Below are 22,982 nucleotides of genomic sequence, written 5' to 3'. Positions count from 1 at the left end.
GGCTGTACCGGGGCGCGGCGCTGCTGGGCTGCCCCTCACCCCAACCCTCTCCCCGAAGGGGAGAGGGAGTAGGTTCGTTACGCGGCCTCGCGCGCGCTGAGATACCCGATCACCGTGCCGAGTTGCTCGCGCAGGTCCTTCCGGTGGACCACCATGTCGATCAGCCCATGCTCCAGATAATATTCGCTCGTCTGGAAATCCTCGGGCAGCTTCTCGCGGATCGTGCTCTCGATCACGCGACGGCCGGTGAACGCCAGCGTCGCCTTGGGCTCGGCGATCTGGACATCGCCGAGCATCGCATACGCCGCCATTACGCCACCCGAGGTCGGGTCGGTCAGCACGACAATGTACGGCAGGCCGGCATCGTGGAGCATCTGGATCGCGACCGTGCTGCGCGGCATCTGCATCAGGCTGAGGATACCCTCCTGCATGCGTGCGCCGCCCGATGCGGTGAAGATCACGTAGGGCACGCGGTCCTCGATCGCCGCCTCGACGCCGCGCACGAACGCTTCACCAACGGCTAGGCCCATCGACCCGCCCATGAAGCCGAAATCCTGCACGCCGACGACGACACGGTGGCCGTCGATCGCGCCGCGCGCGTTGATCAGCGCGTCCTGCTCGCTGTTATCCGTCCGTGCCGCCTTCAGGCGATCGGTATAGCGCTTCTGGTCGCGGAACTTGAGCGGATCCTCGGGGACCTTCGGCGCCGGCAGTTCCGAACAGCTGCCCTCGTCGAACAGCTGCGCAAAGCGGATCTTCGGCCCGATGCGGTCGTGATGATCGCATTTCGGGCAGACATAGAGATTGTCCTCGAGCTCCTTGGTGAAGACCATCTGCCCGCAACCCTTGCACTTGTGCCAGAGATTTTCGGGCGTCTCGCGCTTCGCGACGAAGGGCAGGACGTTGCGGACGCTGTTGAGCCAGCTCATGCGGATACTTTCCTTGCGCTCGCAACGGCGTCGGCGAGAGACTTGATATAGGCGCGGACGGGCTCGGCCGCAGCGGCACCATGCTGCGCGACGAGTTCGACGATCGCCGAGCCGACGACGACGCCGTCCGCGACGCGGGCGACATTGGCGGCCTGCTCAGGCGTGCGGATGCCGAAGCCGACCGCAATCGGGATGTCGGTCTGTGCCTTCAGGCGGGCGACGGCGTCCTCGATCGAGGATTGTTGCGCCTGCTGGAGCCCGGTGATCCCCGCGACAGATACGTAATAGAGGAAGCCGCTCGCGCCATCGAGCACGGTCGGCAGGCGGGCGGCGTCGGTGGTCGGGGTGGCGAGGCGGATCAGGTCGATCCCGGCGGCACGCAACTGCGGGCCGAGCGCATCGTCTTCCTCGGGCGGCACGTCGACGCAGATCACGCCGTCGACACCGGCGTTGGCAGCTGCCTCGGCGAACCAGTCCGCGCCACGCCGGAGCATCGGGTTGCCATAGCCCATCAGCACCAGCGGCACGTCCGGATGGCGTGCGCGGAAGGCGGTGGCGGTGGCGAGGATGTCCGCGGTGCGCGTGCCTTGCGCGAGGCTGCGGATGTTGGCGGCCTGGATCGCGGGGCCGTCGGCCATCGGATCGGTGAACGGCATGCCAAGCTCGATCGCATCCGCGCCGCCCGCAACGAGCGCGTCGAGGATCGGGCCGGTCGCCTCGGTAGTCGGATCACCCGCGGTGACGAACGCGACGAGCGCGGCGCGGCCGGCGGCGGCGGTGCGCGCGAAGGTGGCGGCGAGCCGGCTCAAAGCTCCCCTCCCGCTTGCGGGAGGGGTTGGGGGAGGGGCTGACATAGCCCCGAGTTCAAGGTCCGAGGAGCGAACAGGCCCTCCCCCGACCCCTCCCGCAAGCGGGAGGGGAGCAAAAGTGCGATCATATCGCTACCCCGAGCGCTTCGGCCACCGTGAAGATATCCTTGTCGCCGCGGCCGCACAGGTTGGCGAGGATGATCTGATCCTGCCGCATCTCGCGGGCCTTCTTGGTCACGGTCGCGATCGCGTGCGATGGTTCGAGTGCGGGGATGATGCCCTCGGTCCGGCACAGCAGCTGGAAGGCGTCGAGTGCTTCGGTGTCGGTCGCGCTGTCATACTGGACGCGGCCGATGTCCCGCAGCCAGGCGTGCTCGGGGCCGATACCGGGATAGTCGAGCCCGGCCGAGATCGAATGCGCCTCTGTGATCTGGCCGTCCTCGTCCTGCAGCAGGTACGTCTTGTTGCCGTGGAGCACGCCCGGAAAGCCACCCGCGAGACTCGCCGCGTGCTGCTTGTCTAGCCCATGGCCCGCCGCCTCGACGCCGAGCATCTGCACGTCGGCATCGTCGAGGAACGGATGGAAAAGCCCGATCGCGTTCGAGCCACCACCGATCGCCGCGACCAGCATGTCGGGCAGGCGACCGACGCGCTCCAGCATCTGCGCACGTGCCTCGGTGCCGATCACGCTCTGGAAATCGCGGACCATCTCCGGGTACGGATGCGGGCCGGCGGCGGTGCCGATGATGTAGAAGGTGTCGTGGACGTTCGCGACCCAGTCGCGCATGCCCTCGTTCATCGCGTCCTTCAACGTGTGCGCGCCGCTCGTCACCGGGCGGACTTCGGCGCCGAGCAGCTTCATGCGGAACACGTTGGGCGCCTGACGCTCGACGTCCTTGGCGCCCATGTAGATCACGCACGGCAGGCCGAAGCGCGCACAGACCGTGGCGGTGGCAACGCCGTGCTGGCCAGCGCCGGTCTCGGCGATGATCCGCGTCTTGCCCATCCGCATCGCAAGCAGGATCTGGCCGATGCAGTTGTTGATCTTGTGCGCGCCGGTGTGGTTGAGCTCGTCGCGCTTGAACCAGACCTGCGCACCCATGCCCTCGGGCGCGGATTCGCGCAGCGCTTCGGTCAGCCGTTCGGCGTAGTAGAGCGGGCTCGGGCGGCCGACATAATGTTCGAGCAGATCGTCGAACTGCGCCTTGAAGGCGGGGTCGGCCTTGGCGGCGCGGTACGCCTCGTCGAGTTCGAGGACGAGCGGCATCAGCGTCTCGGCGACATAGCGGCCGCCGAAGTCGCCGAAATGGCCGCGCTCGTCGGGCTGGGCGCGGTAGGAGTTGGGGGCGAGGGTTGGAGCGTTCATGACTGGGCGTTTAGCACTTCGTAAATCGCTGTCACCCCTTCCGTTTCCGCTAACGACCACCCCGGCGGAGGCCGGGGCCCAATTGGAAAGGTCATAATGGCGGCGGGAAGGGACTGTCACAGGTCTCCCCCAATTGGGCCCCGGCCTTCGCCGGGGTGGTGCTAGCGCGTGGCGACAGCTTTCAGAAACGATGCGATCTTCGTTTCGTCCTTGGTGCTGGGTTCGCTTTCGACTCCGGACGACACGTCGACCAGTTCCGCCCCAGTCCGCCGGATTGCCTCTGCTACGTTCGCCGGATCGAGCCCTCCCGAGAGCGCCCAGGGCAGCGGATGCCTGAAGCCGTCGAGCAGGTCCCAGTCGAACCGCAAGCCCATCCCGCCGGGCAGCGCCGCCGAGTCCGGAGTCTTCGCGTCGTACAGGATGCGGTCGGCGACTCCGACGAACCCGTGCGCCGCGTCGAGATCGCCGCGCGTGCGGACCGCGACCGCGACCCAGGTCTCGATCCCGAACTTGGCACGGATCGCGGCGGTGCGCGCTGGCGTGACCTTGTGGAGTTGCAGCACATCGAGCGCGGCCGAGCCGACCGCCTGTTCGAGCATGTCGTCCTCGGGATCGACGAACACGCCGACCTTCGCGACATGCCGCGGTACGCGCGCGGCGAGTTCGGCCGCCTTGGCGAAGGTCACGTGGCGCGGGGAGGCGGGGAAGAACACGAACCCGACATGGCTCGCCCCGTGCTTGATCGCGGCGTCGAGCGTGGCGGGGGTGGAGAGGCCGCAGATCTTGGCGGTGGTCATGAGGGTTCCTAAAACGTATCGCGGAGGTCCAACGATCCTCCCCCGCAAGGGGGAGGTGGCAGGCGCAGCCTGACGGAGGGGGCGGGAAGAGATGACCGACGTTCCGTGTCCTCCCCCTCCGACGCCTTCGGCGCCACCTCCCCCTGGCGGGGGAGGATTATGAAGTTAAGCCTTGGGTTAAAGCGTCGCGCCGATCGCGCGGGCGGCGATGTCGGGGTCTTCGGCCTGCGTGATCGGGCGGCCGACTACCAGGATCGAGGCGCCGGCGTCCATCGCCTGGCGCGGGGTGACGACGCGCTTCTGGTCGCCGACCTGGCCGTCGGGAAGGCGCACGCCGGGCACCACGAAGAACCCCTTGGGCCAGATCGCCTTCGCCGCGGCAACTTCCGCACCCGAGCAGACGATCCCGTCGACCCCCGCCTCGCAGGCGAGTTCGGTGAGCCGCGAAACCTGGTCGTGTGCGTTGCCGATGACGCCGGTCGCGGCGAGATCGGTCGCGTCGAGGCTGGTCAGCATCGTCACCGCGATCACCTTCGTGCCGAGCGGGGCAGCAGCCTTCGCGTCTTCCAGCATCGCCCGCCCGCCACTCGCATGCACGGTCAGGATCGCCGGCTTCAGCGCGCCCAACGCCTGCACCGCCTTGGCCACCGTGTTCGGGATGTCGTGGAGCTTCAGGTCGAGGAAGATCGGCAGGCCGAGTTCCGCCATCGCATGCACGCCGGACTGGCCGTGCGCGCAGAAGAATTCGAGCCCCAGCTTGATCCCGCCGACATGGTGGCGGACGCGCGTCGCCATCGTCTTGGCACGGGCGAGGTCGGGCGTGTCGAGTGCGACGTAGATACGGTTGCTCACAGGAGCGACCCCGGCGGCGTAACGGTCGCCGCACCAATCGGTGCGATCGTTGCCGACGGCTCGGCAGGCACGAAGGCCACCGGTTCCGGCCGCGGCGTGCGCAGGTCCAGCAACTCGCGCTCGCACGTCGACAGCCGCTGGCGCAGCCGCCACCGGATCGCATGATTGTAGAGCATCGTCGGCACGAACCCGATCAGGAACGTCACGAACAGCAGCAGCGGCAGGTTCACGTCCGCGATCAGCCCGCCCCAGAGCTGGATCTGGACGGCGTTCCAGTTGCTGATGGTGAAGACCGCGGCGATGAACGCCAGCAGGCACCAGAACAGGATTTTCAGGAACTGCATGCGGCGACCCTTTATCATACCCCGATCGCGCCGAAACGCGGTTGGAAACGCAGAGCTACCGCCACATCGGCGTTTTGGCCAGCTTTAGCCGATTTCGGTCCGCAACTGCGCGATCAGCGGCAGGATCGCGGTGAGCCGTGGTTCCTCCTCGTCGAGGATGGCGAGGAACGCCGCGCGCTTGATCGCCGCCACCCGGCCCGGCTTCATGCGGACGGTCGACGGCAGCGTCGAGACGGTGATGTCGATCATCCGTTCCGACCCGTGCAGCCGCCCCCACAGATAGTCGTTCTCGCGGTAGGCGCGGCTGAAGAACGCGCCGAACGTGCCGAACTGGATCCCCTTCAACGTCGCCTCGGCGCCGCCGGAGCGGATCGAGGTCGCATCGTCGGGCGCGATCCGGTCGACCTTGATCGGATCGAACTCGTCGAGGCCTTCGCCCTGCAACAGCGGCAGCGTCGCGGTGTCGAAATACGGAAAGCCGAGATAGGCCAGCAACAGCGTCCGCCGTGTCGGCTTGGCGAGCGCGGCGAACGCCTCCGCCAGCCGCTGGTCGGTCTCCGCATCGAGGCGCTCCAAGTCGAACGTCCGGCCGAGCGTCTCCAGTACCGCGGTCGCATCGCCGCGCATCGCCCGTACCGCATCGTGGAGCCCGGCATGCATTTCGGCGCGCAACCGATCTAGATACGGCGACAGTGACTCGTAGATCGCGTCGCGCATCGGCCCCAGTTCGGGTTCGTCGGCGGCGGTCTCAACCTCCGACAAGCGCCGCGCCAACAGCCGCAGTCGACGGATGCGGAAGCCGATGTCGAAGGTCCGCAGGAACGCAATCGACGCCGCACTGGCCCCACCCGCATGGCCCGATCCGAGCAGGTCCGCGCCCGATGCGGCGACATGCGCGACGATCGCGGCCCGGATCTGTGCCAGCCGCCGCGGCCGGTGATGTTCCCCGGCATCGAACAACAGCAACGCCAGCGTCTCGATTACCGCGCTGCGCTTGAGATGGCCGTACGCGACGAAGCCATAGCCCGAACTCGCCGCCGCCGCCTTTTGCGCACGTCGCCGCCAAGCGATCAGTCGCGGCGCGGTCGGCCGGTCGAGGAACAATGTGTGGCCGAACAATGATTCGACGTCGGCCTCCACCTCTGGACGGATCGCGGTAAGAATGCCGCGCATCCGGTCGATCCGCGCCGAGCGTTCTGCGATCGCCTCCAGATTGTCCCGGATCGGTTGCTGGCGTGGAATGTCGCTGATCGCGCCGATGATCGTCTGGAAGAAGCCAGGCGTGCCGCCGCCGCGGTTGAGCCGCAGCTTGATGTCGGGCGAGGGGTCTATGTAGATGAACCGCCGGTCGATCTGGCGCCGCGCCGGCCGTTCCTTGAGCGCGTCGAGCGCGGGTCGGAACGGCGCGTTGGCGAGCACCGAACCGTCGATCAGCACGGCGTTCTCGGCGGCGTTGGCGGCGGTATGCCGTGGCAGCACGCGCGCGAGAAACGCAGGACGCTCCGGCCAGACGATCGCGCGATCCTTCAGCACGCCGTCCAGTTCGGCGACCGTGAACGGCGGAAAGGCTCCCGGAAAGCTCGACGTCGCGCGGGCCGCGAACGCCAGTTCTGCAGGTGGTGCGAGCGTATCGCACGCTCCGCCATTGTCGGTGAAATCGACCACCAGGCGATGTTCGGTCTCGACCACTTCCGCCGGTGAATTGAGCTGTAACCGCTCGGGATGCCCCGAAAAGTCGGTGACCGTCACGAACAGGTCGAGCGGCTGGCCCGGCGGCAACAGGCGGGGCCCGCGTTGGCTCGCCGCCATCGCGTCGAACGCATCGAGCAGCAGGTTGGTGAAGGTCTTCCCCCCGAACGGCGGCTCGAACCAGCGCGAGCGGATGAAATGCGACAGCTTGGTCCGCACCTCCTCACGCGTGGGATCGTCGAGCGCGTCGACCTTGTCGGTGCTGCGCCCCGCCGCCATCCATGCGAGCGGCATCGCCCACGCCTTCGAGAATCGCGATTTGGGTGCCGCTTCGGTATCGATCAGCGCCTCGACGTCGGCGGACGTCATCCACAGGTCGGTCAGCGGGTCGAGGCTTTGCCCGGTCGCGATCGCCTGCGCGAGGAAGATGCCATTGATCCCGCCCGCGCTGGCGCCCGCGATGATGTCGGCCAGGACGCGGACGCGGATCGCGCCATGCGCCTCGATCTCCTGGAGCAGCGCGTGATACACGCCTTCGCTGCCGCCCTTCGGCGTGTCGCCGTCGTGGAACGCGCGGCTGGCGCAGACGAGGCGCCAGATCTCCTTGGTGATGCCGTGCATGTAGACCGCAAGGCTGATCCCGCCATAGCAGACGAGCGCCAGTCGCAGTTCCTTCTCGCGCATTCTACATCCTCATGCCGACGGTATCGCTCGGGGTTTATCTGGTGGCCCCGGTTCGGTTCGTCGGCGTTTTCGTTTCCAGAATAGCCCAGATCGGCAGGTGATCCGAGGCTTTCCGCGCCGCCGGGCTGGCATGGACGCCACACTCGACCACGTTCAAGTCCGACGACACCATGATCCGGTCGAGCCGAGCGACCGCGCGCCGCGAATGGAAGCTCGCGCCCGTCTCGGCGAACGCATAGTCGCGGCCGAAATCGCGCAGGCATCCGGCGCCAGCGCTCCATTCGTTGAGATCGCCCATCATCACCGTCGGATGCGCCTGCGCGCAGGTATCGACGTGGTTCATGATCGCGGCGGCCTGCTTGCGTCGCCACAGGCCGGACAGATCGAGATGCATGCCGAGCACGCGCAACATGCCGCTCGCGAACTGGACGTCGGCCATCACCGCCCCGCGCGGCTCGAGCGAGGGGAGGTGGAGCGGCTCGCTGTCGACCACCCGCGCCGACTTGCGCACCAGGATGACATTGCCGTGCCAGCCCATGCTGAGCGCGCGCAGGCCGAAATCGACCGGCTTCCAGTCGCTATGCTCCTCCAGCAGGTGATGCGGCAGCACGCAGGCCTTGGCCCCGAAGCGCCGATCCGCTTCCTGCAGCGCGATCACGTCGGCATCGATCTCGCGCAGCACCTCGACCACGCGTTCGGGATTGCGCCGACGGTCGAGCCCGATGCCCTTGTGGATATTGTAGCTGGCGACCTTGATCATGCGTGGGCCCTATAACGCGACGGGCGCGATCCGGGTTGCAGAATGACGGTGCGTGACATGCAAAAGGCACGGGCGGTCGATCTTGTGGAAGAATTACGTCGGCGCTCCTCCGTCGTGGAGCGGAGACCCACACCCGAGCGTTGTGTGTCCAGATTGTGGGGGAATTGCTGGTGCGTCTTGGTTTGATCGGTGCATCGCTGCTGGCGATGACGTGTGCAGTCTCGGCGTGCGAGGTGAAGACGACGACCGCCTCGAACACGCAGCAGCCCGCGGCGGCGGCGGCTCCGGCGGCTGCGTCGACCGGGTGGTCCACCACCACCGCCGGGCAGTTGCGCAAGGCGATCGCGGCGCGCGGCGCTCACGGCCTCGACCGGATGAGTTTCGATGCGAGCGCGCAGCCCGGTGCCGGCGACGACGCCTTGACCAAGGCCGCGCTCGCATACGGCAAGGCGCTGTCGCAGGGCGCGACCGATCCGACCAAGTTGTTCGACGTCTACACCGTGCCGCGCCCGCAGCTCGATCTCGGTCGTGGCCTTGCCGCGGCGCTTCAGGCCGGCGATGTCGGCAAGTGGCTCGCAGGGCTGGCGCCGCAGGACGAGAATTACGCGCGCCTATCGAAGGCCTATCTCGCGACGCCGAAATGGGAACAGACTCCGGCGTCCGCGATTCCCGACACGGGCAAGCCGATCAAGCCGGGCGAAGCCGATCCGCGCGTCCCTGCGATCGCGCACCAACTCGTCGCGTTCGATTATCTCGAAAAGGCGGCGGCGCAGGGCGATCGCCTGACCCCGGCGATGATCCTCGCGATCAAGAAGATGCAGGCCGATTACGGCATCAAGCCGGACGGCATGATCGGCAGCGCGGCGCTCGGCATCCTCAACCTGTCCGACGCGGACCGGGCGCGCGCGATCGCGGTCAACATGGAGCGGCTCCGCTGGCTCGATCGCAATGCGCCCACCACGCGGATCGACGTCAATCTCGCGGCGGCACGCCTGAGCTATTGGCGAGACGGCAAGCTGGTCGACAGCCGCAAGGTGGTGGTCGGCGAACCCGACAAGGAAACGCCGCAGCTCGGGTCGCCGATCTTCCGGCTCGTCGCCAATCCGACCTGGACGGTGCCGCGCTCGGTCGAGAAGAAGGAGATGGCGGGCAAGGGTGCCGGGTATCTGCGCGCCAACAACCTGGCGTGGAAGAACGGCTGGCTGGTGCAACAGTCGGGGCCGAAGAACTCGCTGGGCTTGGTCAAGTTCGACATGTCCAACGAGCACGCGATCTATCTGCACGATACGCCCGCGAAACAGCTGTTTGCGGAGATCCAGCGCCAGCGCAGCCATGGCTGCGTCCGGGTCGAGGATGCGCTCGGGTTCGCCGAGCTGCTCGCGAAGGACGAGGGCGTTACCGATCAGTGGCACGCCGCCCGCGCGACCGGCAAGGAGACGTTCGTCAAGTTGCCCAAGGAAATACCGGTGCGGCTGTTGTACCAGACCGTGCTGTTCGACGACTCCGGTGAGCCCGTGATCCGCGCCGATCCCTATGGCTGGAACGACCGCGTCGCGGTCGCGCTTGGGCTTGGGACGAGTGCGAGCTACAAGCCGGCGGCACGTGATGCGGACGTCGGGCCGTAATAGCTACTCTAACTCGCACACCCCTGGGTCATCCCCGCGCAGGCGGGGATCCATACTGGCTAATATTCGGGCTCATTCGTGAGGTCAGTCAGTATTGGTTCCTGCCTCCGCGGGAATGACTCGTATAGAGCGTCTTATCCCTGAAGCGTCGTCGTCGAAGGATAATGCTTGTCGAGATGACGCTTGATGATCCGCAGGTTGCGCGTGTTCGAGCGGAAGAAGAAATCCGGAATCGCGCCGACGAACGGGATCATCCCGAACGCCCAGTCGATCCCGACATTGCCGAACATCCGCGCCATCTGGATCTTCGACATGCCGATGTTGCGCGCTTCCCACGCCATCCACGCGCCGACCGCCGCTGCGATCGTGCTGCCGGCGAACGGGATAAGGTCGAGCACGACGTCCATGCCGACCTTGCGGTTGGTGCCGGGGATGACGAACAACCCCTCCATCACGCGCTCCATCGCCTCGACGCGGCGGCGCACCGACAGCGCGTCCGTGCCAAGCGGCAGCGTCTGGAAGATCTCGCCGGGGGCGATGCGGGTGGTGCGCGGGTTCATCGACCCTAGTTGGTATCGGCGCGCAACCGGTTCAACGGGTGCCACGCGCGGGTGTTCGCCTGCCACTGGCTGAGGCGAGTAGAGACCAGCGACCAGCGCAAGGGCCGCGCCAGCGGGATGAACGCCACGTCCTCGTTCATCGCGGCATCGGCGGCGGCGATCCTGGCACCGCGTTCGGCGAGCGTCGGCGCCTCGCGTGCCGCCTCCAGCGCCGTCCGCGCCGCATCGCCGCACGCAACGCACGCCGCCGCGAGATACCAGCGCGCGCTGTCATAGGGCGCGACCGCATCGACCAGCTTCAGCTCCGCCGCGTCGTCGATCCCGACCCGACGGGGAACGATCTCGATCGCCATCAGCGACGCCGCGACCTGCGCATACAGCAACGTCGCCCCCGGCCCGGTGGGCAGCGCGACCCGCAGTTCGATCGGACCCGGAATCTGCTGTTTCCAGCCTGCAACCCGCTGGCGCGCGGCGGCGCGACGTTCGTCCTGCGTCAACAGCGTCCATGCTGGCACCTGCGGCAGCGAGGCGGAGTCGAGGATATCGGGCAGGAGACGGTCCGCCGGGTCCCAGTTCGGCGCAACCGCCGCTGTCACCGCCGACCGGTCGATCGCTTGCGACACGGCGGCGCGGTTGGCGGCATCGGCCAGGAACCCGTCGCGCCGGACGATCGCCAAGCCAAACAGCCCCGCCGCCGGATCGACGCGGATGTTCGCCGGCGCGATACTGGTCACCGCCAGCAACGGCCAGTCGACGAAGCTGCCGCCGCTCACCAGATCGGAGTCGCGATTGGCGAACCGCGCGATCGCCCGCGCCGCACGCTCGCCGATCAGCCGGACGTCCTCCTGCGGCTTTGCCTCGCGCTGGTCGTCGGGATCGGCCTGGCCGGGATCGAACGCCGGGCGCAGCAACGGTGCACGACCGCGATGTGCCACGCGGAACGGTCCGGTCCCGCCGGTCGGGCGCAGCCGCAGCAGCGCGAGTTCGGGTTGTGCGAACAGCTTCAGCAGGTCGGGGCGGGGCCGTGACAGCCGCACCTCGATCACCTGCGGCGTCATCACGACGATCTCGTCGATCGCGGTCAGGAACGGTGCGAGCGGATTGCGTGCGCCCGATGCCGCTCGTGCGGTATCGGGGCCGCCGATCTGTCGCTGGAGCATCGTCACCACCTGTTCGGCCGTAACCGGCGTACCATCGCCCCAGTCGCCCTCGCGCAGGCGGAAGATGTAGCTCATCCCGCCATCGATCACGATCCAGCGCTCGGCGATCCCCGGCTCGATCTGCCCCGCGGCATCGAACCGCACCAGCCCCTGCGCGGTCGAATCCATCAGCAGGCGGGCAGGGGTGTCGAGTGCGACGCGGCTGGCATCGGCGACATGCGGGACCCCGCCGATCGCGCTGACCACTACTGCGCCGGTATCCGGCCGCCGATCGCACGCGGCCAGCACCGCGCACCCGGCGAATAGCGCGACGCTCGCCGTAAGCCGCGTGCGTCGTCTGCGTTCAGCGCCCGGTCGCAAACCAGGTCGACCGCCTGAATCCGATCGCAGCACAAGAATCTGGTGGATCGTCGACGTCAGCATCCTCGACGGTGTAGGCCCGGACGTCCCGCGGGGCAACGCAGAGGGCACCGCGCACCACCCGATAAACGCCTCGCGACGTTACCGGCCGCCCCGAAATTCGAAGGTGAAGCGATAGGCGCTGCCCTTTGCGGGATGAGCATCCACCCGCCGCACCGGGCTGGCCGCGACCAGGGTCAGCGCGCCGTCCGCGACGTTGACGGGCATGCCGAGCGTCAGCTCGATCTGCCTGGACCAGCCGCCGCCCATGACTGTCGCGCGCACCACGAGCCGCCCCGCCCAGACGCATTGCGCATCAACCGGGCATCGACTGTCTTCGATGACCCGGTCCGCGCGCACTTTCGGTCCGTCGACGAACGCGGTCTGGCCAAGCGCTATCGGACCTTCGACCGGGACCTGCGCCGTGCAACCCGTGATGAACGTCCCGGCCAATGCGCAGATAACCGCTCGCATCAAGACTGCGCGCTCAACCACAGGATGCGGAGACTACTCGGCCGTCCGCGACAATGACGGTCACGCGCTCCTGCCGGTAATCGCGCGTCATCGGATCGCCCGGTGCGAGCCGACGGACCACGGCGCTTCCCGTCCGGCGAAGAATATTCGTGTCGCTAGGCGCGCTCTGTCCGACGAGCGCCGCGGCGGCATCGGGGCGGCATAGTCCCGTCGTCGCCCGGTCGTTCGTGCCGGTCGAGGCGCAGGCTCCGAGGCACGCCAGCCCAAGCATCGACACCAGCATGCTTCCCTTGATCGTCGTCATCGTCACCTCCCCGTCACCGTAAGCCGCGCCCTGATTAGCGCGCCGAACCTGAACGGTAGACGGTGCCGACGCCGGATAGCCTTGATCGAACGGGCGGGGGCGTGCCCCGGTATCCAGTGCAACGGCGTGCAAGGCCGACCGTCCGCGGAAGGCCTTGCACCGCCCGGTCAGCTGATATGCACGGCCTTCGTGACCAGATGCGCGGCAATGCCCTCTGGACCGTCCTCGGAACCGTGCCCGCTCTCCTTCACGCCGCCGAACGGGCTGTCGGGATAGCTGAGCCGGACATTGTTGATCGCGATCATTCCCGCCTCGATCGCGTCGCCGAGCATGTTCTGGCGACGGCCATTCTCGGTGAAGCAATACGCCGCCAGCCCGAACGGCAGGCGGTTGGCTTCGGTCACCGCGTCCTCGTCCGTTGCGAACCGGCTGAGCAGGGCGACCGGGCCGAACGGCTCCTCGTTCATCGCGCGCGCCGACAGGGGTACGTCGGCCAGCACGGTCGGCTGGAAGAAGAACCCGCCCTGGCCGCCATAGTCGCCACCCGCGAGCAGCTTCGCGCCGTGCCCGGTCGCGTCGCCGACCAGCTCGGCGATCGCATCGGGACGGCGGGCGTTGGCCATCGGGCCCATCTGGCTCGCCGCATCCATGCCGTCGCCGATCTTCAGCGCGCGCGTCCGCTCGGCGAAACCGGCGGCAAACCGGTCGTAGATGCCATCCTGTACGTGGAAGCGCGTCGGCGCGACGCAGACCTGGCCCGCGTTGCGAAACTTGTGCGCGACGAGCGTATCGAGCGTCTTCTCCAGATCGCAATCGTCGAACACCAGCACCGGGCCGTGCCCGCCCAGCTCCATCGTCGTCCGCATCATCGTATCGGCGGCCAGCTTCATCAGCGCCTTGCCGACCGGCACAGATCCGGTGAAGCTTAGTTTCCGCGTGATCGGTGAGGCGAGCAGGTGGCGCGACACCATGTCCGGCACGCCGAACACGCACTGCGCGACGTCACCGGGCAACCCCGCGTCCTCGAAGCAGCGCATGACCTCGACCGCGCTACCCGCGGTTTCCTCGGACGGCTTGATGATGATCGAGCAGCCGGCCGCGACCGCTGGCGCGATCTTCCGCACCACGTTCATGATCGGGAAGTTCCACGCGCAGAACGCCGCCACCGGGCCGACCGGCTGGTGCAGGACCAGGCTGCGCGTACCCGATGGGCGGGGCAGCACGCGGCCATAGACGCGCAGGCCCTCGGCGGCATGGAAATCGAGCAGCGCGGCGGCAAACGCGACCTCGCCCTTCGCCTCGGCCTGGATCTTGCCCTGCTCCAGCGTTGCGATACGCGCGATGTGATCGCCGCGCTCGCGCAGCAGTTGCGCGGTCCGGACCAGGATCGCGGCACGCTTTTCCGGTGGGGTCGCACGCCATGCGATAAAGCCGCGCTGCGTCGCCTCCAGTGCACGATCGAGGTCCGCGGCATTGGCGAGCGGCAACGCCGCCTGTCCCGCACCGGTCGCCGGGTTCAGCACGTCGCGAGTCTCGCGACCGTCGCCGCTCAGCCATTCGCCGGCGATGTAGAGCCCGAGCTTGGTGTCATAGGCGGTGGTCATAATCGTCTCCGTTGTTGGCGTCGCGTTCGGCTGAACCGTCATGTCGTCGTCGATCGTCGCCGCGGTAAGACCCAAGGTGCGATCGAGGGATCGTACGTGGCAATCGCCGGATCGATCGAGCGAAATGCCGGGATCGTCCGGCACGGCGATCACAGCATATGGCAGCGGGTCCACAGGCTCAACCGGAGCGATGCGATCGTCGGGCCAATCATTGGCGTCGACGCCCGGCCCCGCGCGAGGCCTCGTGTCACGCACATGACACGCATCGGGCATACGGAGCAGGCGCACAGTATCTTGTGCGATCCCGCGCGCGCGCAGATCGTGCGCGTTCATCATTCGGATCGTGGCCATGACAGAAGTTTCTCGTCGCACGCTGCTCGCCGCCGGCCTGTCCGGTGCGACGCTGTCCGCGTTTCCCGCGGCGATCGCGCGGGCGGCGGCGATTGCACCCGAGGTGAAGACGGGCTCGATCATGGATGTCGAGCACGTCGTCATCCTGATGCAGGAGAATCGCGGCTTCGATCATTATTTCGGGTCGCTGCGCGGCGTCCGCGGGTTTGCGGACCGGTTGCCGATCCCCGTCCCGTTCGAGGCCGACGCGACGAGGCCGGCGCCGGTCTGGTACCAGAGCGATCGAACCGCCCCCGGCGGCGCGCGCACGGTCCTGCCGTTCCACCTCGCCACGCGGACGAATTTCGACCTGATGCGGATGGAGGGCACGCCGCATAGCTGGCCCGATGCACAGCGCGGGTGGGACGAGGGGCGGATGGCGCACTGGCCCGAAGCCAAGAGCCAGCGCGCGATGGGGCATTATCGACGCGAGGACATCCAGTTCCAGTTCGCGCTCGCGGAGGCGTTCACGGTCTGCGACGCGTATCATTGCTCGGTCCAGACCGGGACCAACACAAACCGCCTGTTCCTGTGGAGCGGCACCAACGATCCCGGCGGTACGCTGGGTGGTCCGGCGATCGGCAATTCGCACGACAGTTTTCCCGCGGACGGTGGCGCTGCCGATCCGTATCGCTGGACGACGGTGGTCGAGCGGTTGCAGGCGAAGGGTGTCGACTGGCGCATCTACCAGGACATGGCCGACAATTTCACCGACAACCCGCTGGTCGGCTTCGCCGCGTTCCGCGATGCGCACCGGGGTGATGGGGATCCTGCATTACGAGAGCGCGCGCTGACGACCCGCGGGCTCGACGTGTTGCGCGCCGACGTGCTCGGCGGGCGACTGCCGCAAGTGTCCTACGTCATCGCCACCGCGAAAGGCTCCGAGCACCCCGGCCCATCAAGTCCTGCGCAAGGCGCCGCCTATACCGCCGACGTACTCGACGCGCTAACCGCGGACCCCAAGGTCTGGGCGCGAACCGTGCTGCTCGTGATGTTCGACGAGAATGACGGCTTCTTCGATCACGTCCCGCCGCCGGCGCCACCCGCGCACGCCGCCGACGGCACGCTGCTCGGCGGCTCGACGGTCGATCTCGATGGCAGCTATCACCTCCACCCGAGCAAAAGCGATGCCGCGCTCGATCTGCCCGCCTATCGCGGCCGGGCGTATGGGTTGGGCCCGCGCGTGCCGATGTACGTCGTCTCGCCGTGGAGCCGGGGCGGGTGGGGCAATTCGCAGGTGTTCGATCACACCTCGGTGATCCGCTTCCTCGAACGCCGGTTCGACTTCCACGAACCCAACATCGCGCCGTGGCGCCGCGCGGTCTGCGGCGACCTGACGTCCGCGTTCGACTTCACTGCGGCCGACCCTGCGCCGTTCGCCGCGATGCCCGATCCACGGCCCGATGCCATCCGGGCCGCGGCGATCCCCAAGCAGATAAGCCCCCAAGCGCCAGCCGGGTCGCTGCACCCATGGCAGGAACCCGGCATCCGCCGCGCTCGTCCGCTGCCCTATGTCTTGGCCGTCAGCGAGAGGATCGCCGATCGCGCGATCCATCTACGATTCACTGCGGAAGGGACGCAGGCGGCGGTGTTCCACGTCTACGACCGCACCGGCCTGGCCCAAGCGCCGCGCCGCTTCACCGTCGAGCCCGGACACGCGTTGGACGGGCACTGGCCGTTCGAGGACGCGGGCCTTTACGATCTGTGGGTGCTCGGCCCGAACGGCTTCCACCGCCATTTCGCCGGCAGCGGAAACGATCCAGCGCACCTGTACCGGATGCAGTGGATCACGACCGCGGACGATCTCGTTCTGCGACTGCCTGGCAGCCAGCGCGATCATGGTCTGGTGGCGAGCGTTGCGGCGATCGGCATGCCGCCCAAGGTGATACCATTGGCCGAAACACGCTATCGCTGGCCTCTCCGCGACAGTTTCGGCTGGTACGACGTCACGGTGTCCACAGCGACGGCTCCCCAATTTCGGCGTCGCGTGTCCGGCCGCGTCGATGCGCCGGGCCGGATCACGTGCAGCGATCCATTTCCGCCTGACGCGCACGCGTAGACCTGGTCGGTCCACCGAGGCCAACGCGACCGCACAGCCGCAAACGCGTCATCCGGCGGGAGACTTCCGATCGGCCTCTTCCTCGCGCAGGAACTGGAGAAGCTCCTCGATCTCGTCCGATCCATAGCGCAGTGCCATGTCGTCCACCTCGATCTCGACCGTAGCGCGATCCTCCGACGACCAACCGGCCAGAATGTCGGCACAGTCGGCCAAAGACCCGCGCGCAACGCTCTTCCGCTCCCCACCCGATGTGTCGGTGCGGTAGATCGTGGCTGGCTCACTCAGCGGATAGGTCGTCATGGATCTCGTCTCTTCCGTCCAGCATTGTATGGGATGCGGATGCCCGCCGACTGCATGCCGGCGGGCATTCGACGTTATTCGTCTTCGTCTTCGGCGTCGATGTTGACGGTCGTTTCGGCGAGCTTCGTCATATATTCATCACCACCGTAGATGTCCTTGGTGGCCGCGCTCAGCTTCTTGTGGTCGTCCTTGAGACCCAGCGCCTTGGCGTACGCCGTCGCCGTGCCGAACCCGGCGATCCCGTAATGCGTCATCCGCTGATACTGTGCGATGATCATCACATCGAGCAGCGGACCCTTTTCGGGACCTTCTTCGAGCACATGCTTGGTGGCTTCGGCGACGAGGCCTTCCATGCCCTTGCAATGCTCCTTCGAGACCTTCTCGTCGTTCGACGCGATCAGGTCCTTGAGCAGGTCGGTATGCTTCTCGATATCCGCCTGCGACTTGGTCAGCATGTCCTTCAGCGATGCGTCGCTCGCCTTCGACGTGATCTTCTTCAGTACCTTCTTCATCTGGTCGTTCGCGGACCACAGGTCCTTCAGCTCGTCGGTGTAGATTTCCTGGAGATCTTCGGGTGCAGACATGGGATCATCCTTATGGGCTCACCGGCGGAATGCGCGGCGGCTGGTTTGGAATTGCGGGAAATGCAGACTTGGGCGCGGCGACCTCAGCCGGCGCCGGGCTGCTTCTGCTCGTTCTCGTAGTTGGCATCGGTGCCGATCTTGCCGCTGGCCTCGGCCTCGGCGATGCCCGATGTCTCGACGACCTCGATCGTGCGACCTTCGCCAGCGATCACATGGGGCTCGCGATCCGCATCGGGGTCGGCGGCGATCGTCGTGCGGTCACCGCCATCCGAGCCTGCGACACCGTTTCCGGCATTGCCGCCATCTTCGCCGGCCTGACCACCGCCGTGATAGGCGATGTCGGTCTGGCCGCCATGCGCCATGAAGCCGGTGTTCGTCTCGGTCTTGCCGGCATGCGGGTTGGGATAGGACCCACCACCGCTCTCGCCGCCTTCGCTGCGGCCGTGGACGTCATCGTTGCCGCGTGGCGAGTCCGAGACGCCGTCCGGTGCGCCCTTGCTCGCTGGATTGCCGGGAACGGGGGTATGAACCTTGTCACTCATCGGTATGTCCTTCTGAATGTAGCGGATCAAAAACCGGCCCGGTCCGCTCGCCGGGAGCGGACCGGGCCGAGGAGGGGTTACGGCCGGAGCACGACCTTGATGACCCCGTCCTGCTTGTCGCGGAACTTCTGGTACATTTCGGGCGCATCCTCGAGGCTGGCCGGGTGCGTCACGACGAAGCTCGGGTCGATGTCGCCCGCCTCGATCCGCGCGAGCAGCGGCTTGGTATAGGCCTGGACGTGCGTCTGGCCGGTCTTGATCGTCAGCCCCTTGTTCATCATCGCGCCGATCGGGATCTTGTCGCCCATCCCAACATAGACGCCGGGGATCGACACCGTACCGCCCATCCGGCAGCTCATGATCGCCTCGCGCAGCACATGGACGCGGTCGGTGGCGAGGAACGTCGCCGCCTTTACCTTGTCGATCACCGCATCCATCGCGCCATGACCCGAAGCCTCTGCGCCCACCGCGTCGATGCAGCTGTCGGGGCCGCGGCCCTTGGTGCGGAACTGGAGTTCGTCATAGACGCTGTCGACCTCGGCGAAGTTGATCGTCTCCGCACCGCCAGCCTCGGCCATCGCCAGACGCTCGGGCACCTCGTCGATCGCGATCACGCGGCCCGCGCCCAGCATCAGCGCCGATCGGATCGCGAACTGGCCGACCGGACCGCAACCCCAGATCGCCACGGTATCGCCCGGCTCGATCTGCGCATTCTCGGCGGCCATATAGCCGGTCGGGAAGATGTCGGAGAGGAACAGCGCCTGCTCGTCGGTGACGCTGTCGGGCACCTTGATCGGGCCGATATCGGCCATCGGCACGCGCAGATACTCGGCCTGGCCACCGCAATAACCGCCCAGCATGTGGCTAAACCCGAACAGGCCGGCGGGCGAATGGCCCATCGCCTTGATCGCCATCTCCGCATTCGGGTTCGTCCGCTCGCATGCCGAGAACAGGCCCTTGCGACAAAAGAAGCAATCGCCGCAGCTGATCGTGAACGGCACGACGACGCGGTCGCCGATCTTCAAATTGGTCACTTCGGAGCCGAGTGCGACGACGACGCCCATGTTCTCGTGGCCCAAGATGTCGCCCGCCTGCATCGTCGGCTGGTATCCGTCGAGCAGATGAAGATCGGACCCACAGATCGCGCAGGCCGTGACCTTGATGATCGCATCGCGCGGATGCTTGATCTCGGGATCTGCAACAGTATCGACCCGAACATCGCCTTTTCCATGCCAAACAAGTGCGCGCATCAGAAGATCTCCGTCATAGAATTGCAGCCTAGTGCTCACGCACGACACGACATCGCGTCAGACATGACTCGGCAATGGCGCAAACGCCGCCTGATCATCATCAACACTATGCACTGTCGCCACGAAGTCTCGGCCGCGACGTTTCCGCGTCGTCGCCGTCAGCGTGAACGTATCCCGGGGAGTATAGCGATCAAAGTGGCGTCATCGTTCCTGCGTCACGCCAATATCCGCAGTTAAAATTTCATGTTGATTGTGATCAATATCGATGAACTTAAACTAAATCGAGATTATACAATGAAAGTCCATAAATCGTAAGGACTTGTGGAGCTTGATCGCTCTGCGACATCGTTGCGGTTGCGACATTGATGCTGCGGCTTGCTCTGCGCAACGGCGATCGCCCTACCAAGTTCGCGGACGCCGGGGCCAATTCGGAGTGTGGACCGTTAGGACGCTATTGCAGTCTGTCGACGCCGTTCGCCCGCCACGCCTTGCACGGCGCCGCGGCGTTCCGACGGGCGGGTGCACGATTTCAGATCCGGGATAGCCTCATGCAGATCAAAGCCATTCTCTTCGACATCGATGGTACGCTGGTCGACACCAACGACATGCACGTACTCGCCTGGGAGGAGGCGTTCGCGACCGTCGGTGGGTCGTTCGACCGGCAGGTGATCCACGACCAGATCGGCAAGGGTACCGACATGCTCGTGCCGACGCTGCTGCCCGACGCGGACGAGGAGCAGCAGGAAAAGCTCGGCGACACGCACGGCGCGATCTTCAAGGCGAAATACCTGGAGACCGCCAAGCCGTTCGCGCAGGCGCACGACCTGCTGGCGCACGCGCATGGTCTCGGGCAGCAGGTCGTACTGGCATCGTCCGCCTCCGAGGCAGAACTCGACCATTACATAGACCTGCTCGACGCACGCGACCTGATCGCCACGACAACGAGCAGCGACGACGTCGAGAAGACCAAGCCCGCCCCCGACATCTTCGCGACCGCGCTCAAGAAGCTGCCGAACATCGATCCCACCGAGGTGATCGTCGTCGGCGACACGCCCTACGACATCGAGGCCGCGGCCAAATGCGGGATTGCCGCGGTCGCGGTCCGATCGGGCAAGTTCAAGGACGAGCAACTTCAGTCGGCAGGCGCGATCGCGATCTACGACGACGTGGCGGCCCTGCTCGCCAGCTACGCAACCTCGCCGCTGGGACGCTGATCGCCATGGCCATCACCCTGAAACCCCTCCGCGATCAGATCATCGTCGTCACCGGCGCAACCAGCGGTAATGGCCTCGCGATCGTCGAAGAGGCCGTGAAACGCGGTGCCGCCGTCGTCGCGACCGCGCGCAACGAAGCGGCACTGGAGGCCCTGCGCGATCGCCTGTCCGCCGATGGCGGACGCATCGCGATCTGCGCCGCGGACGTCAGCGACATGGCCGCGGTCGAGCGGGTCGCCGCCGTCGCGATCAAAGCGTTCGGCGGGTTCGACAGCTGGGTCAACAATGCCGGCGCCGGCACCTACGGCACGCTCGAGCAGGTCCCGGTCGCCGATCACCGCCGGGTATTCGACGTCAACTATTTCGGCGTGCTGCACGGATCGCTGGTCGCCGCGCGGCATCTGCGGAGCCGTGGCGGCGGCGCCATCATCAACGTCGGGTCGATCCTCAGCGACCGCGCGATCGTCGAGCAGGGACCATATTGCGCGACCAAGCATGCGGTGCAGGCGCTGACCGATACGCTGCGGATGGAACTGGAGCAGGAGGGCGCCGCGATCTCGGTGACGCTGATCAAGCCCGGCGCGATCGACACGCCATTCCCCGAGCACGCGCGCAATTTCATGGACCAGCCACCACGCCTGCCGCCGCCGCTTTACGCGCCCTCGGTCGTCGCCGATGCGGTATTGTTCGCCTGCGGAACGCCGCGGCGCACGCTGTATGCCGGGGGCGGGGGGCTGTTGTCCTCGCTCCTATCGCGCGCCGCGCCACGGTTGAGCGACAAGATCATGGAACTGGTCGGCACCGTCGCGCAGCAGAAGCCGGACGATCCCGGCGACCCGGCGCGTCGCGACAACCTCTATGAGCCGCGCGTCGATGCGTTGCGCGGAAGCCAAGACGTCCACGCGCGGAAATCGAGCACCGTGTTGCAGGCACAGAAACTCCACCCCGCCATTCTGTTGCTCGGTGTCGTCGGAGCCGGGATAGCGGTCGCGCTCAGCCGGCCGAAGGACACAAGCCGGTGACACCTGACGTCGAACGGGCAGGGGCCGCGCGCGACTTCGACGTCGCACTAGTCCTCAGCGGCGGCAACGCGCTCGGCGCGTTCGAGGCGGGCGTCTACGAAGCACTGCATGAGCACGATCTCCAACCGGACTGGATCATCGGCGCATCGATCGGTGCGATCAACGGAGCCCTGATCGCCGGTTCCGCTCCCGATCGTCGGATCGAAAAATTGCGGACGTTCTGGCGACCCGCACCGTCCGGAGCGCTTACCCTTCCGTGGTTGAGTGCCCTCGAAACCAGCCGCCGCACGAACGCGGTGGGCTGGGCCGCAACGCTCGGTCGCCCCGGCATCTTCGGACCGATGTTCTCCGCAGTGACTCCGTGGACGGACAGCCAGCCGTCGATCTTCGAAACCGACCAACTCGCGACAACGCTGGAGAGGCTGGTCGACTTCGAGTGCCTCAACGCCAGCTCGTGCCGCTACACCGCGACCGCCGTCGACCTCGAAACCGGCGACGACGTCGTGTTCGACAGCGTCACGATGGAAATCGGACCCGATCATATCCGTGCCAGCGCCGCAGTGCCGGTCGCCTTCCCGCCGGTCGAGATCGAAGGACGTTGGGTGGTCGACGGCGGCCTGTCCGCGAACCTGCCGCTCGATCCGGTCCTCAGCGAACCGCCACCGCGACCGACACTCTGTATCGCGGTCGACCTCTTGCCGCTCCACGGTCCGCGCCCAACGACATTGGGCGAGGCGACGAGCCGCATGCAGGATCTGATCTTCGCCGCGCAATCCCGCCGCACGATCGAACGATGGCAGGCGGCGCATGCCGGCCGCGAGGATTTCGCGCTGTCGCTGGTCCGACTCGCCTATACCGAGCAGGCCGATGAAGTCGCCGGCAAGGCGCTAGATTTCTCAGGCCCCACGATCGAACAGCGCTGGACGGCAGGTCGTCGCGCCGGGATGCTGGCCGTCGAGGGGGTAAAGGCCGGAACGCTGTCGATCGGCGTTCCCGGCTTCAACATCGCCAAGATCGATTACCAGCAACCCAGTGGCGCCAACCGATGAGCGGTCAGGCAGGTCCGGTGAGATAAATAGGATTGGTGCGGACGGCGGGACTCGAACCCGCACTCCTAGGGAGGGAGATTTTAAGTCTCCTGCGTCTACCGGTTTCGCCACGTCCGCACACGCGCCCAACAAGACGAGGTCGCGCGCAGCGTCAACCCATCTTGCCAGGCCGGCAGCATATTCTTCGACTGTCTACGGTCCCGCGCAATGGTACCG

22 protein-coding genes and 1 tRNA gene are annotated in these 22,982 nt (G+C 66.8%); 5 read left to right on the top strand and 18 right to left on the bottom strand.

What is annotated here, in order from left to right; translation table 11 throughout:
- Positions 1 to 77 precede the first annotated feature (77 nt).
- The 8 genes from accD to C8J39_RS03630 form a co-directional block, all read right to left on the bottom strand.
- Positions 78 to 929, bottom strand: coding sequence for an acetyl-CoA carboxylase, carboxyltransferase subunit beta (gene accD / locus C8J39_RS03665; protein WP_056060473.1), 852 nt, complete (start codon positions 927 to 929; stop codon positions 78 to 80).
- Positions 926 to 1,738, bottom strand: coding sequence for a tryptophan synthase subunit alpha (gene trpA, locus C8J39_RS03660; RefSeq protein ID WP_183037927.1), 813 nt, complete (start codon positions 1,736 to 1,738; stop codon positions 926 to 928). Before trpA ends, accD begins: the two co-directional genes overlap by 4 nt.
- A gap of 124 nt (positions 1,739 to 1,862) precedes the next feature.
- Positions 1,863 to 3,104 carry a tryptophan synthase subunit beta gene (gene trpB / locus C8J39_RS03655; protein ID WP_056486842.1) on the bottom strand — a complete coding sequence of 414 codons (1,242 nt, stop codon included), beginning with the start codon at positions 3,102 to 3,104 and terminating at the stop codon, positions 1,863 to 1,865.
- 161 nt (positions 3,105 to 3,265) lie between these two features.
- The gene (locus C8J39_RS03650; RefSeq protein WP_120299312.1) at positions 3,266 to 3,901 is read right to left on the bottom strand and encodes a phosphoribosylanthranilate isomerase; all 636 of its coding nucleotides are present in this window, start codon (positions 3,899 to 3,901) and stop codon (positions 3,266 to 3,268) included.
- A gap of 177 nt (positions 3,902 to 4,078) precedes the next feature.
- Complete coding sequence (gene pyrF / locus C8J39_RS03645) at positions 4,079 to 4,753, bottom strand: orotidine-5'-phosphate decarboxylase (RefSeq protein ID WP_120299311.1); 675 nt, start codon at positions 4,751 to 4,753, stop codon at positions 4,079 to 4,081.
- Positions 4,750 to 5,097: a lipopolysaccharide assembly protein LapA domain-containing protein gene (locus C8J39_RS03640; protein WP_120299310.1), complete on the bottom strand. Its 348-nt coding sequence runs from the start codon at positions 5,095 to 5,097 to the stop codon at positions 4,750 to 4,752. Before C8J39_RS03640 ends, pyrF begins: the two co-directional genes overlap by 4 nt.
- Positions 5,098 to 5,181: 84 nt before the next feature.
- Positions 5,182 to 7,470 (bottom strand): patatin-like protein, encoded by a 2,289-nt coding sequence (locus tag C8J39_RS03635; protein ID WP_120299309.1) that lies wholly within the window; start codon positions 7,468 to 7,470, stop codon positions 5,182 to 5,184.
- Between the two features lie 34 nt (positions 7,471 to 7,504).
- Positions 7,505 to 8,230, bottom strand: a complete 726-nt coding sequence (locus C8J39_RS03630) for an endonuclease/exonuclease/phosphatase family protein (protein ID WP_120299308.1) — start codon at positions 8,228 to 8,230, stop codon at positions 7,505 to 7,507.
- A gap of 170 nt (positions 8,231 to 8,400) precedes the next feature.
- Between C8J39_RS03630 and C8J39_RS03625 the strand changes: the two genes are divergently transcribed.
- A complete protein-coding gene (locus C8J39_RS03625; RefSeq protein WP_259457492.1) occupies positions 8,401 to 9,855 on the top strand; it encodes a L,D-transpeptidase family protein in 1,455 nt (484 codons plus the stop codon).
- Between the two features lie 134 nt (positions 9,856 to 9,989).
- On the opposite strand, the gene C8J39_RS03620 is transcribed toward C8J39_RS03625, so the two are convergent.
- The 5 genes from C8J39_RS03620 to C8J39_RS03600 form a co-directional block, all read right to left on the bottom strand.
- Positions 9,990 to 10,415 (bottom strand): DUF4112 domain-containing protein, encoded by a 426-nt coding sequence (locus C8J39_RS03620; protein WP_120299307.1) that lies wholly within the window; start codon positions 10,413 to 10,415, stop codon positions 9,990 to 9,992.
- Positions 10,416 to 10,420: 5 nt separating this feature from the next.
- Positions 10,421 to 11,998, bottom strand: a complete 1,578-nt coding sequence (locus C8J39_RS03615; protein ID WP_120299306.1) for an ABC transporter substrate-binding protein — start codon at positions 11,996 to 11,998, stop codon at positions 10,421 to 10,423.
- Positions 11,999 to 12,076: 78 nt separating this feature from the next.
- A complete protein-coding gene (locus C8J39_RS03610; RefSeq protein ID WP_243649709.1) occupies positions 12,077 to 12,427 on the bottom strand; it encodes a hypothetical protein in 351 nt (116 codons plus the stop codon).
- A gap of 34 nt (positions 12,428 to 12,461) precedes the next feature.
- Entirely contained in the window at positions 12,462 to 12,752 is a 291-nt protein-coding gene (locus tag C8J39_RS03605) for an I78 family peptidase inhibitor (RefSeq protein WP_120299305.1), read from the bottom strand.
- A gap of 167 nt (positions 12,753 to 12,919) precedes the next feature.
- Positions 12,920 to 14,356, bottom strand: coding sequence for an NAD-dependent succinate-semialdehyde dehydrogenase (locus C8J39_RS03600; RefSeq protein ID WP_120299708.1), 1,437 nt, complete (start codon positions 14,354 to 14,356; stop codon positions 12,920 to 12,922).
- A gap of 349 nt (positions 14,357 to 14,705) precedes the next feature.
- Here C8J39_RS03600 and C8J39_RS03595 point away from each other — a divergent pair, with 349 nt between their 5' ends.
- On the top strand, positions 14,706 to 16,805 hold the full coding sequence (locus C8J39_RS03595) for a phosphocholine-specific phospholipase C (RefSeq protein WP_120299304.1): 2,100 nt from the start codon (positions 14,706 to 14,708) through the stop codon (positions 16,803 to 16,805).
- Positions 16,806 to 16,853: 48 nt separating this feature from the next.
- On the opposite strand, the gene C8J39_RS03590 is transcribed toward C8J39_RS03595, so the two are convergent.
- From C8J39_RS03590 to C8J39_RS03575, 4 genes are all read right to left on the bottom strand, one after another.
- Complete coding sequence (locus C8J39_RS03590; protein ID WP_120299303.1) at positions 16,854 to 17,105, bottom strand: hypothetical protein; 252 nt, start codon at positions 17,103 to 17,105, stop codon at positions 16,854 to 16,856.
- A gap of 74 nt (positions 17,106 to 17,179) precedes the next feature.
- Positions 17,180 to 17,689, bottom strand: a complete 510-nt coding sequence (locus C8J39_RS03585; RefSeq protein WP_120299302.1) for a ferritin-like domain-containing protein — start codon at positions 17,687 to 17,689, stop codon at positions 17,180 to 17,182.
- A gap of 83 nt (positions 17,690 to 17,772) precedes the next feature.
- Entirely contained in the window at positions 17,773 to 18,231 is a 459-nt protein-coding gene (locus C8J39_RS18645) for a hypothetical protein (protein WP_183037926.1), read from the bottom strand.
- Positions 18,232 to 18,308: 77 nt separating this feature from the next.
- Complete coding sequence (locus C8J39_RS03575) at positions 18,309 to 19,481, bottom strand: zinc-dependent alcohol dehydrogenase (RefSeq protein ID WP_056486803.1); 1,173 nt, start codon at positions 19,479 to 19,481, stop codon at positions 18,309 to 18,311.
- Positions 19,482 to 20,029: 548 nt separating this feature from the next.
- Here C8J39_RS03575 and C8J39_RS03570 point away from each other — a divergent pair.
- Genes C8J39_RS03570 through C8J39_RS03560 form a run of 3 tightly spaced genes read left to right on the top strand, consistent with a single transcriptional unit; the run spans position 20,030 to position 22,766 of the window.
- Positions 20,030 to 20,695 (top strand): HAD family hydrolase, encoded by a 666-nt coding sequence (locus C8J39_RS03570; protein ID WP_165895112.1) that lies wholly within the window; start codon positions 20,030 to 20,032, stop codon positions 20,693 to 20,695.
- Positions 20,696 to 20,700: 5 nt separating this feature from the next.
- The gene (locus tag C8J39_RS03565) at positions 20,701 to 21,717 is read left to right on the top strand and encodes an SDR family oxidoreductase (RefSeq protein ID WP_220669824.1); all 1,017 of its coding nucleotides are present in this window, start codon (positions 20,701 to 20,703) and stop codon (positions 21,715 to 21,717) included.
- Positions 21,714 to 22,766 (top strand): patatin-like phospholipase family protein, encoded by a 1,053-nt coding sequence (locus tag C8J39_RS03560; protein ID WP_120299300.1) that lies wholly within the window; start codon positions 21,714 to 21,716, stop codon positions 22,764 to 22,766. Before C8J39_RS03565 ends, C8J39_RS03560 begins: the two co-directional genes overlap by 4 nt.
- A 33-nt stretch (positions 22,767 to 22,799) precedes the next feature.
- Here the strand turns inward: C8J39_RS03560 and C8J39_RS03555 are convergent.
- Positions 22,800 to 22,883, bottom strand: a tRNA-Leu gene (locus C8J39_RS03555).
- Between the last annotated feature and the right edge of the window lie 99 nt (positions 22,884 to 22,982).

This window comes from Sphingomonas sp. PP-CC-1A-547 (assembly GCF_003610375.1).
Taxonomy (GTDB): Bacteria; Pseudomonadota; Alphaproteobacteria; order Sphingomonadales; family Sphingomonadaceae; genus Sphingomonas.
This window is presented reverse-complemented; position numbering and strand designations above follow the sequence as displayed.

Coding starts and splice junctions, on each gene's coding strand:
- trpB (WP_056486842.1), bottom strand. CDS start 3,104: ATGAACGCTCCAACCCTCGCCCCCAACTCCTACCGCGCCCAGCCCGAC.
- C8J39_RS03650 (WP_120299312.1), bottom strand. CDS start 3,901: ATGACCACCGCCAAGATCTGCGGCCTCTCCACCCCCGCCACGCTCGAC.
- accD (WP_056060473.1), bottom strand. CDS start 929: ATGAGCTGGCTCAACAGCGTCCGCAACGTCCTGCCCTTCGTCGCGAAG.
- C8J39_RS03630 (WP_120299308.1), bottom strand. CDS start 8,230: ATGATCAAGGTCGCCAGCTACAATATCCACAAGGGCATCGGGCTCGAC.
- C8J39_RS03620 (WP_120299307.1), bottom strand. CDS start 10,415: ATGAACCCGCGCACCACCCGCATCGCCCCCGGCGAGATCTTCCAGACG.
- C8J39_RS18645 (WP_183037926.1), bottom strand. CDS start 18,231: ATGAGTGACAAGGTTCATACCCCCGTTCCCGGCAATCCAGCGAGCAAG.
- C8J39_RS03565 (WP_220669824.1), top strand. CDS start 20,701: ATGGCCATCACCCTGAAACCCCTCCGCGATCAGATCATCGTCGTCACC.
- C8J39_RS03590 (WP_120299303.1), bottom strand. CDS start 17,105: ATGACGACCTATCCGCTGAGTGAGCCAGCCACGATCTACCGCACCGAC.
- C8J39_RS03640 (WP_120299310.1), bottom strand. CDS start 5,097: ATGCAGTTCCTGAAAATCCTGTTCTGGTGCCTGCTGGCGTTCATCGCC.
- C8J39_RS03585 (WP_120299302.1), bottom strand. CDS start 17,689: ATGTCTGCACCCGAAGATCTCCAGGAAATCTACACCGACGAGCTGAAG.
- C8J39_RS03635 (WP_120299309.1), bottom strand. CDS start 7,470: ATGCGCGAGAAGGAACTGCGACTGGCGCTCGTCTGCTATGGCGGGATC.
- C8J39_RS03600 (WP_120299708.1), bottom strand. CDS start 14,356: ATGACCACCGCCTATGACACCAAGCTCGGGCTCTACATCGCCGGCGAA.
- C8J39_RS03570 (WP_165895112.1), top strand. CDS start 20,030: ATGCAGATCAAAGCCATTCTCTTCGACATCGATGGTACGCTGGTCGAC.
- C8J39_RS03605 (WP_120299305.1), bottom strand. CDS start 12,752: ATGACGACGATCAAGGGAAGCATGCTGGTGTCGATGCTTGGGCTGGCG.
- C8J39_RS03595 (WP_120299304.1), top strand. CDS start 14,706: ATGACAGAAGTTTCTCGTCGCACGCTGCTCGCCGCCGGCCTGTCCGGT.
- C8J39_RS03575 (WP_056486803.1), bottom strand. CDS start 19,481: ATGCGCGCACTTGTTTGGCATGGAAAAGGCGATGTTCGGGTCGATACT.
- C8J39_RS03615 (WP_120299306.1), bottom strand. CDS start 11,998: ATGCTGACGTCGACGATCCACCAGATTCTTGTGCTGCGATCGGATTCA.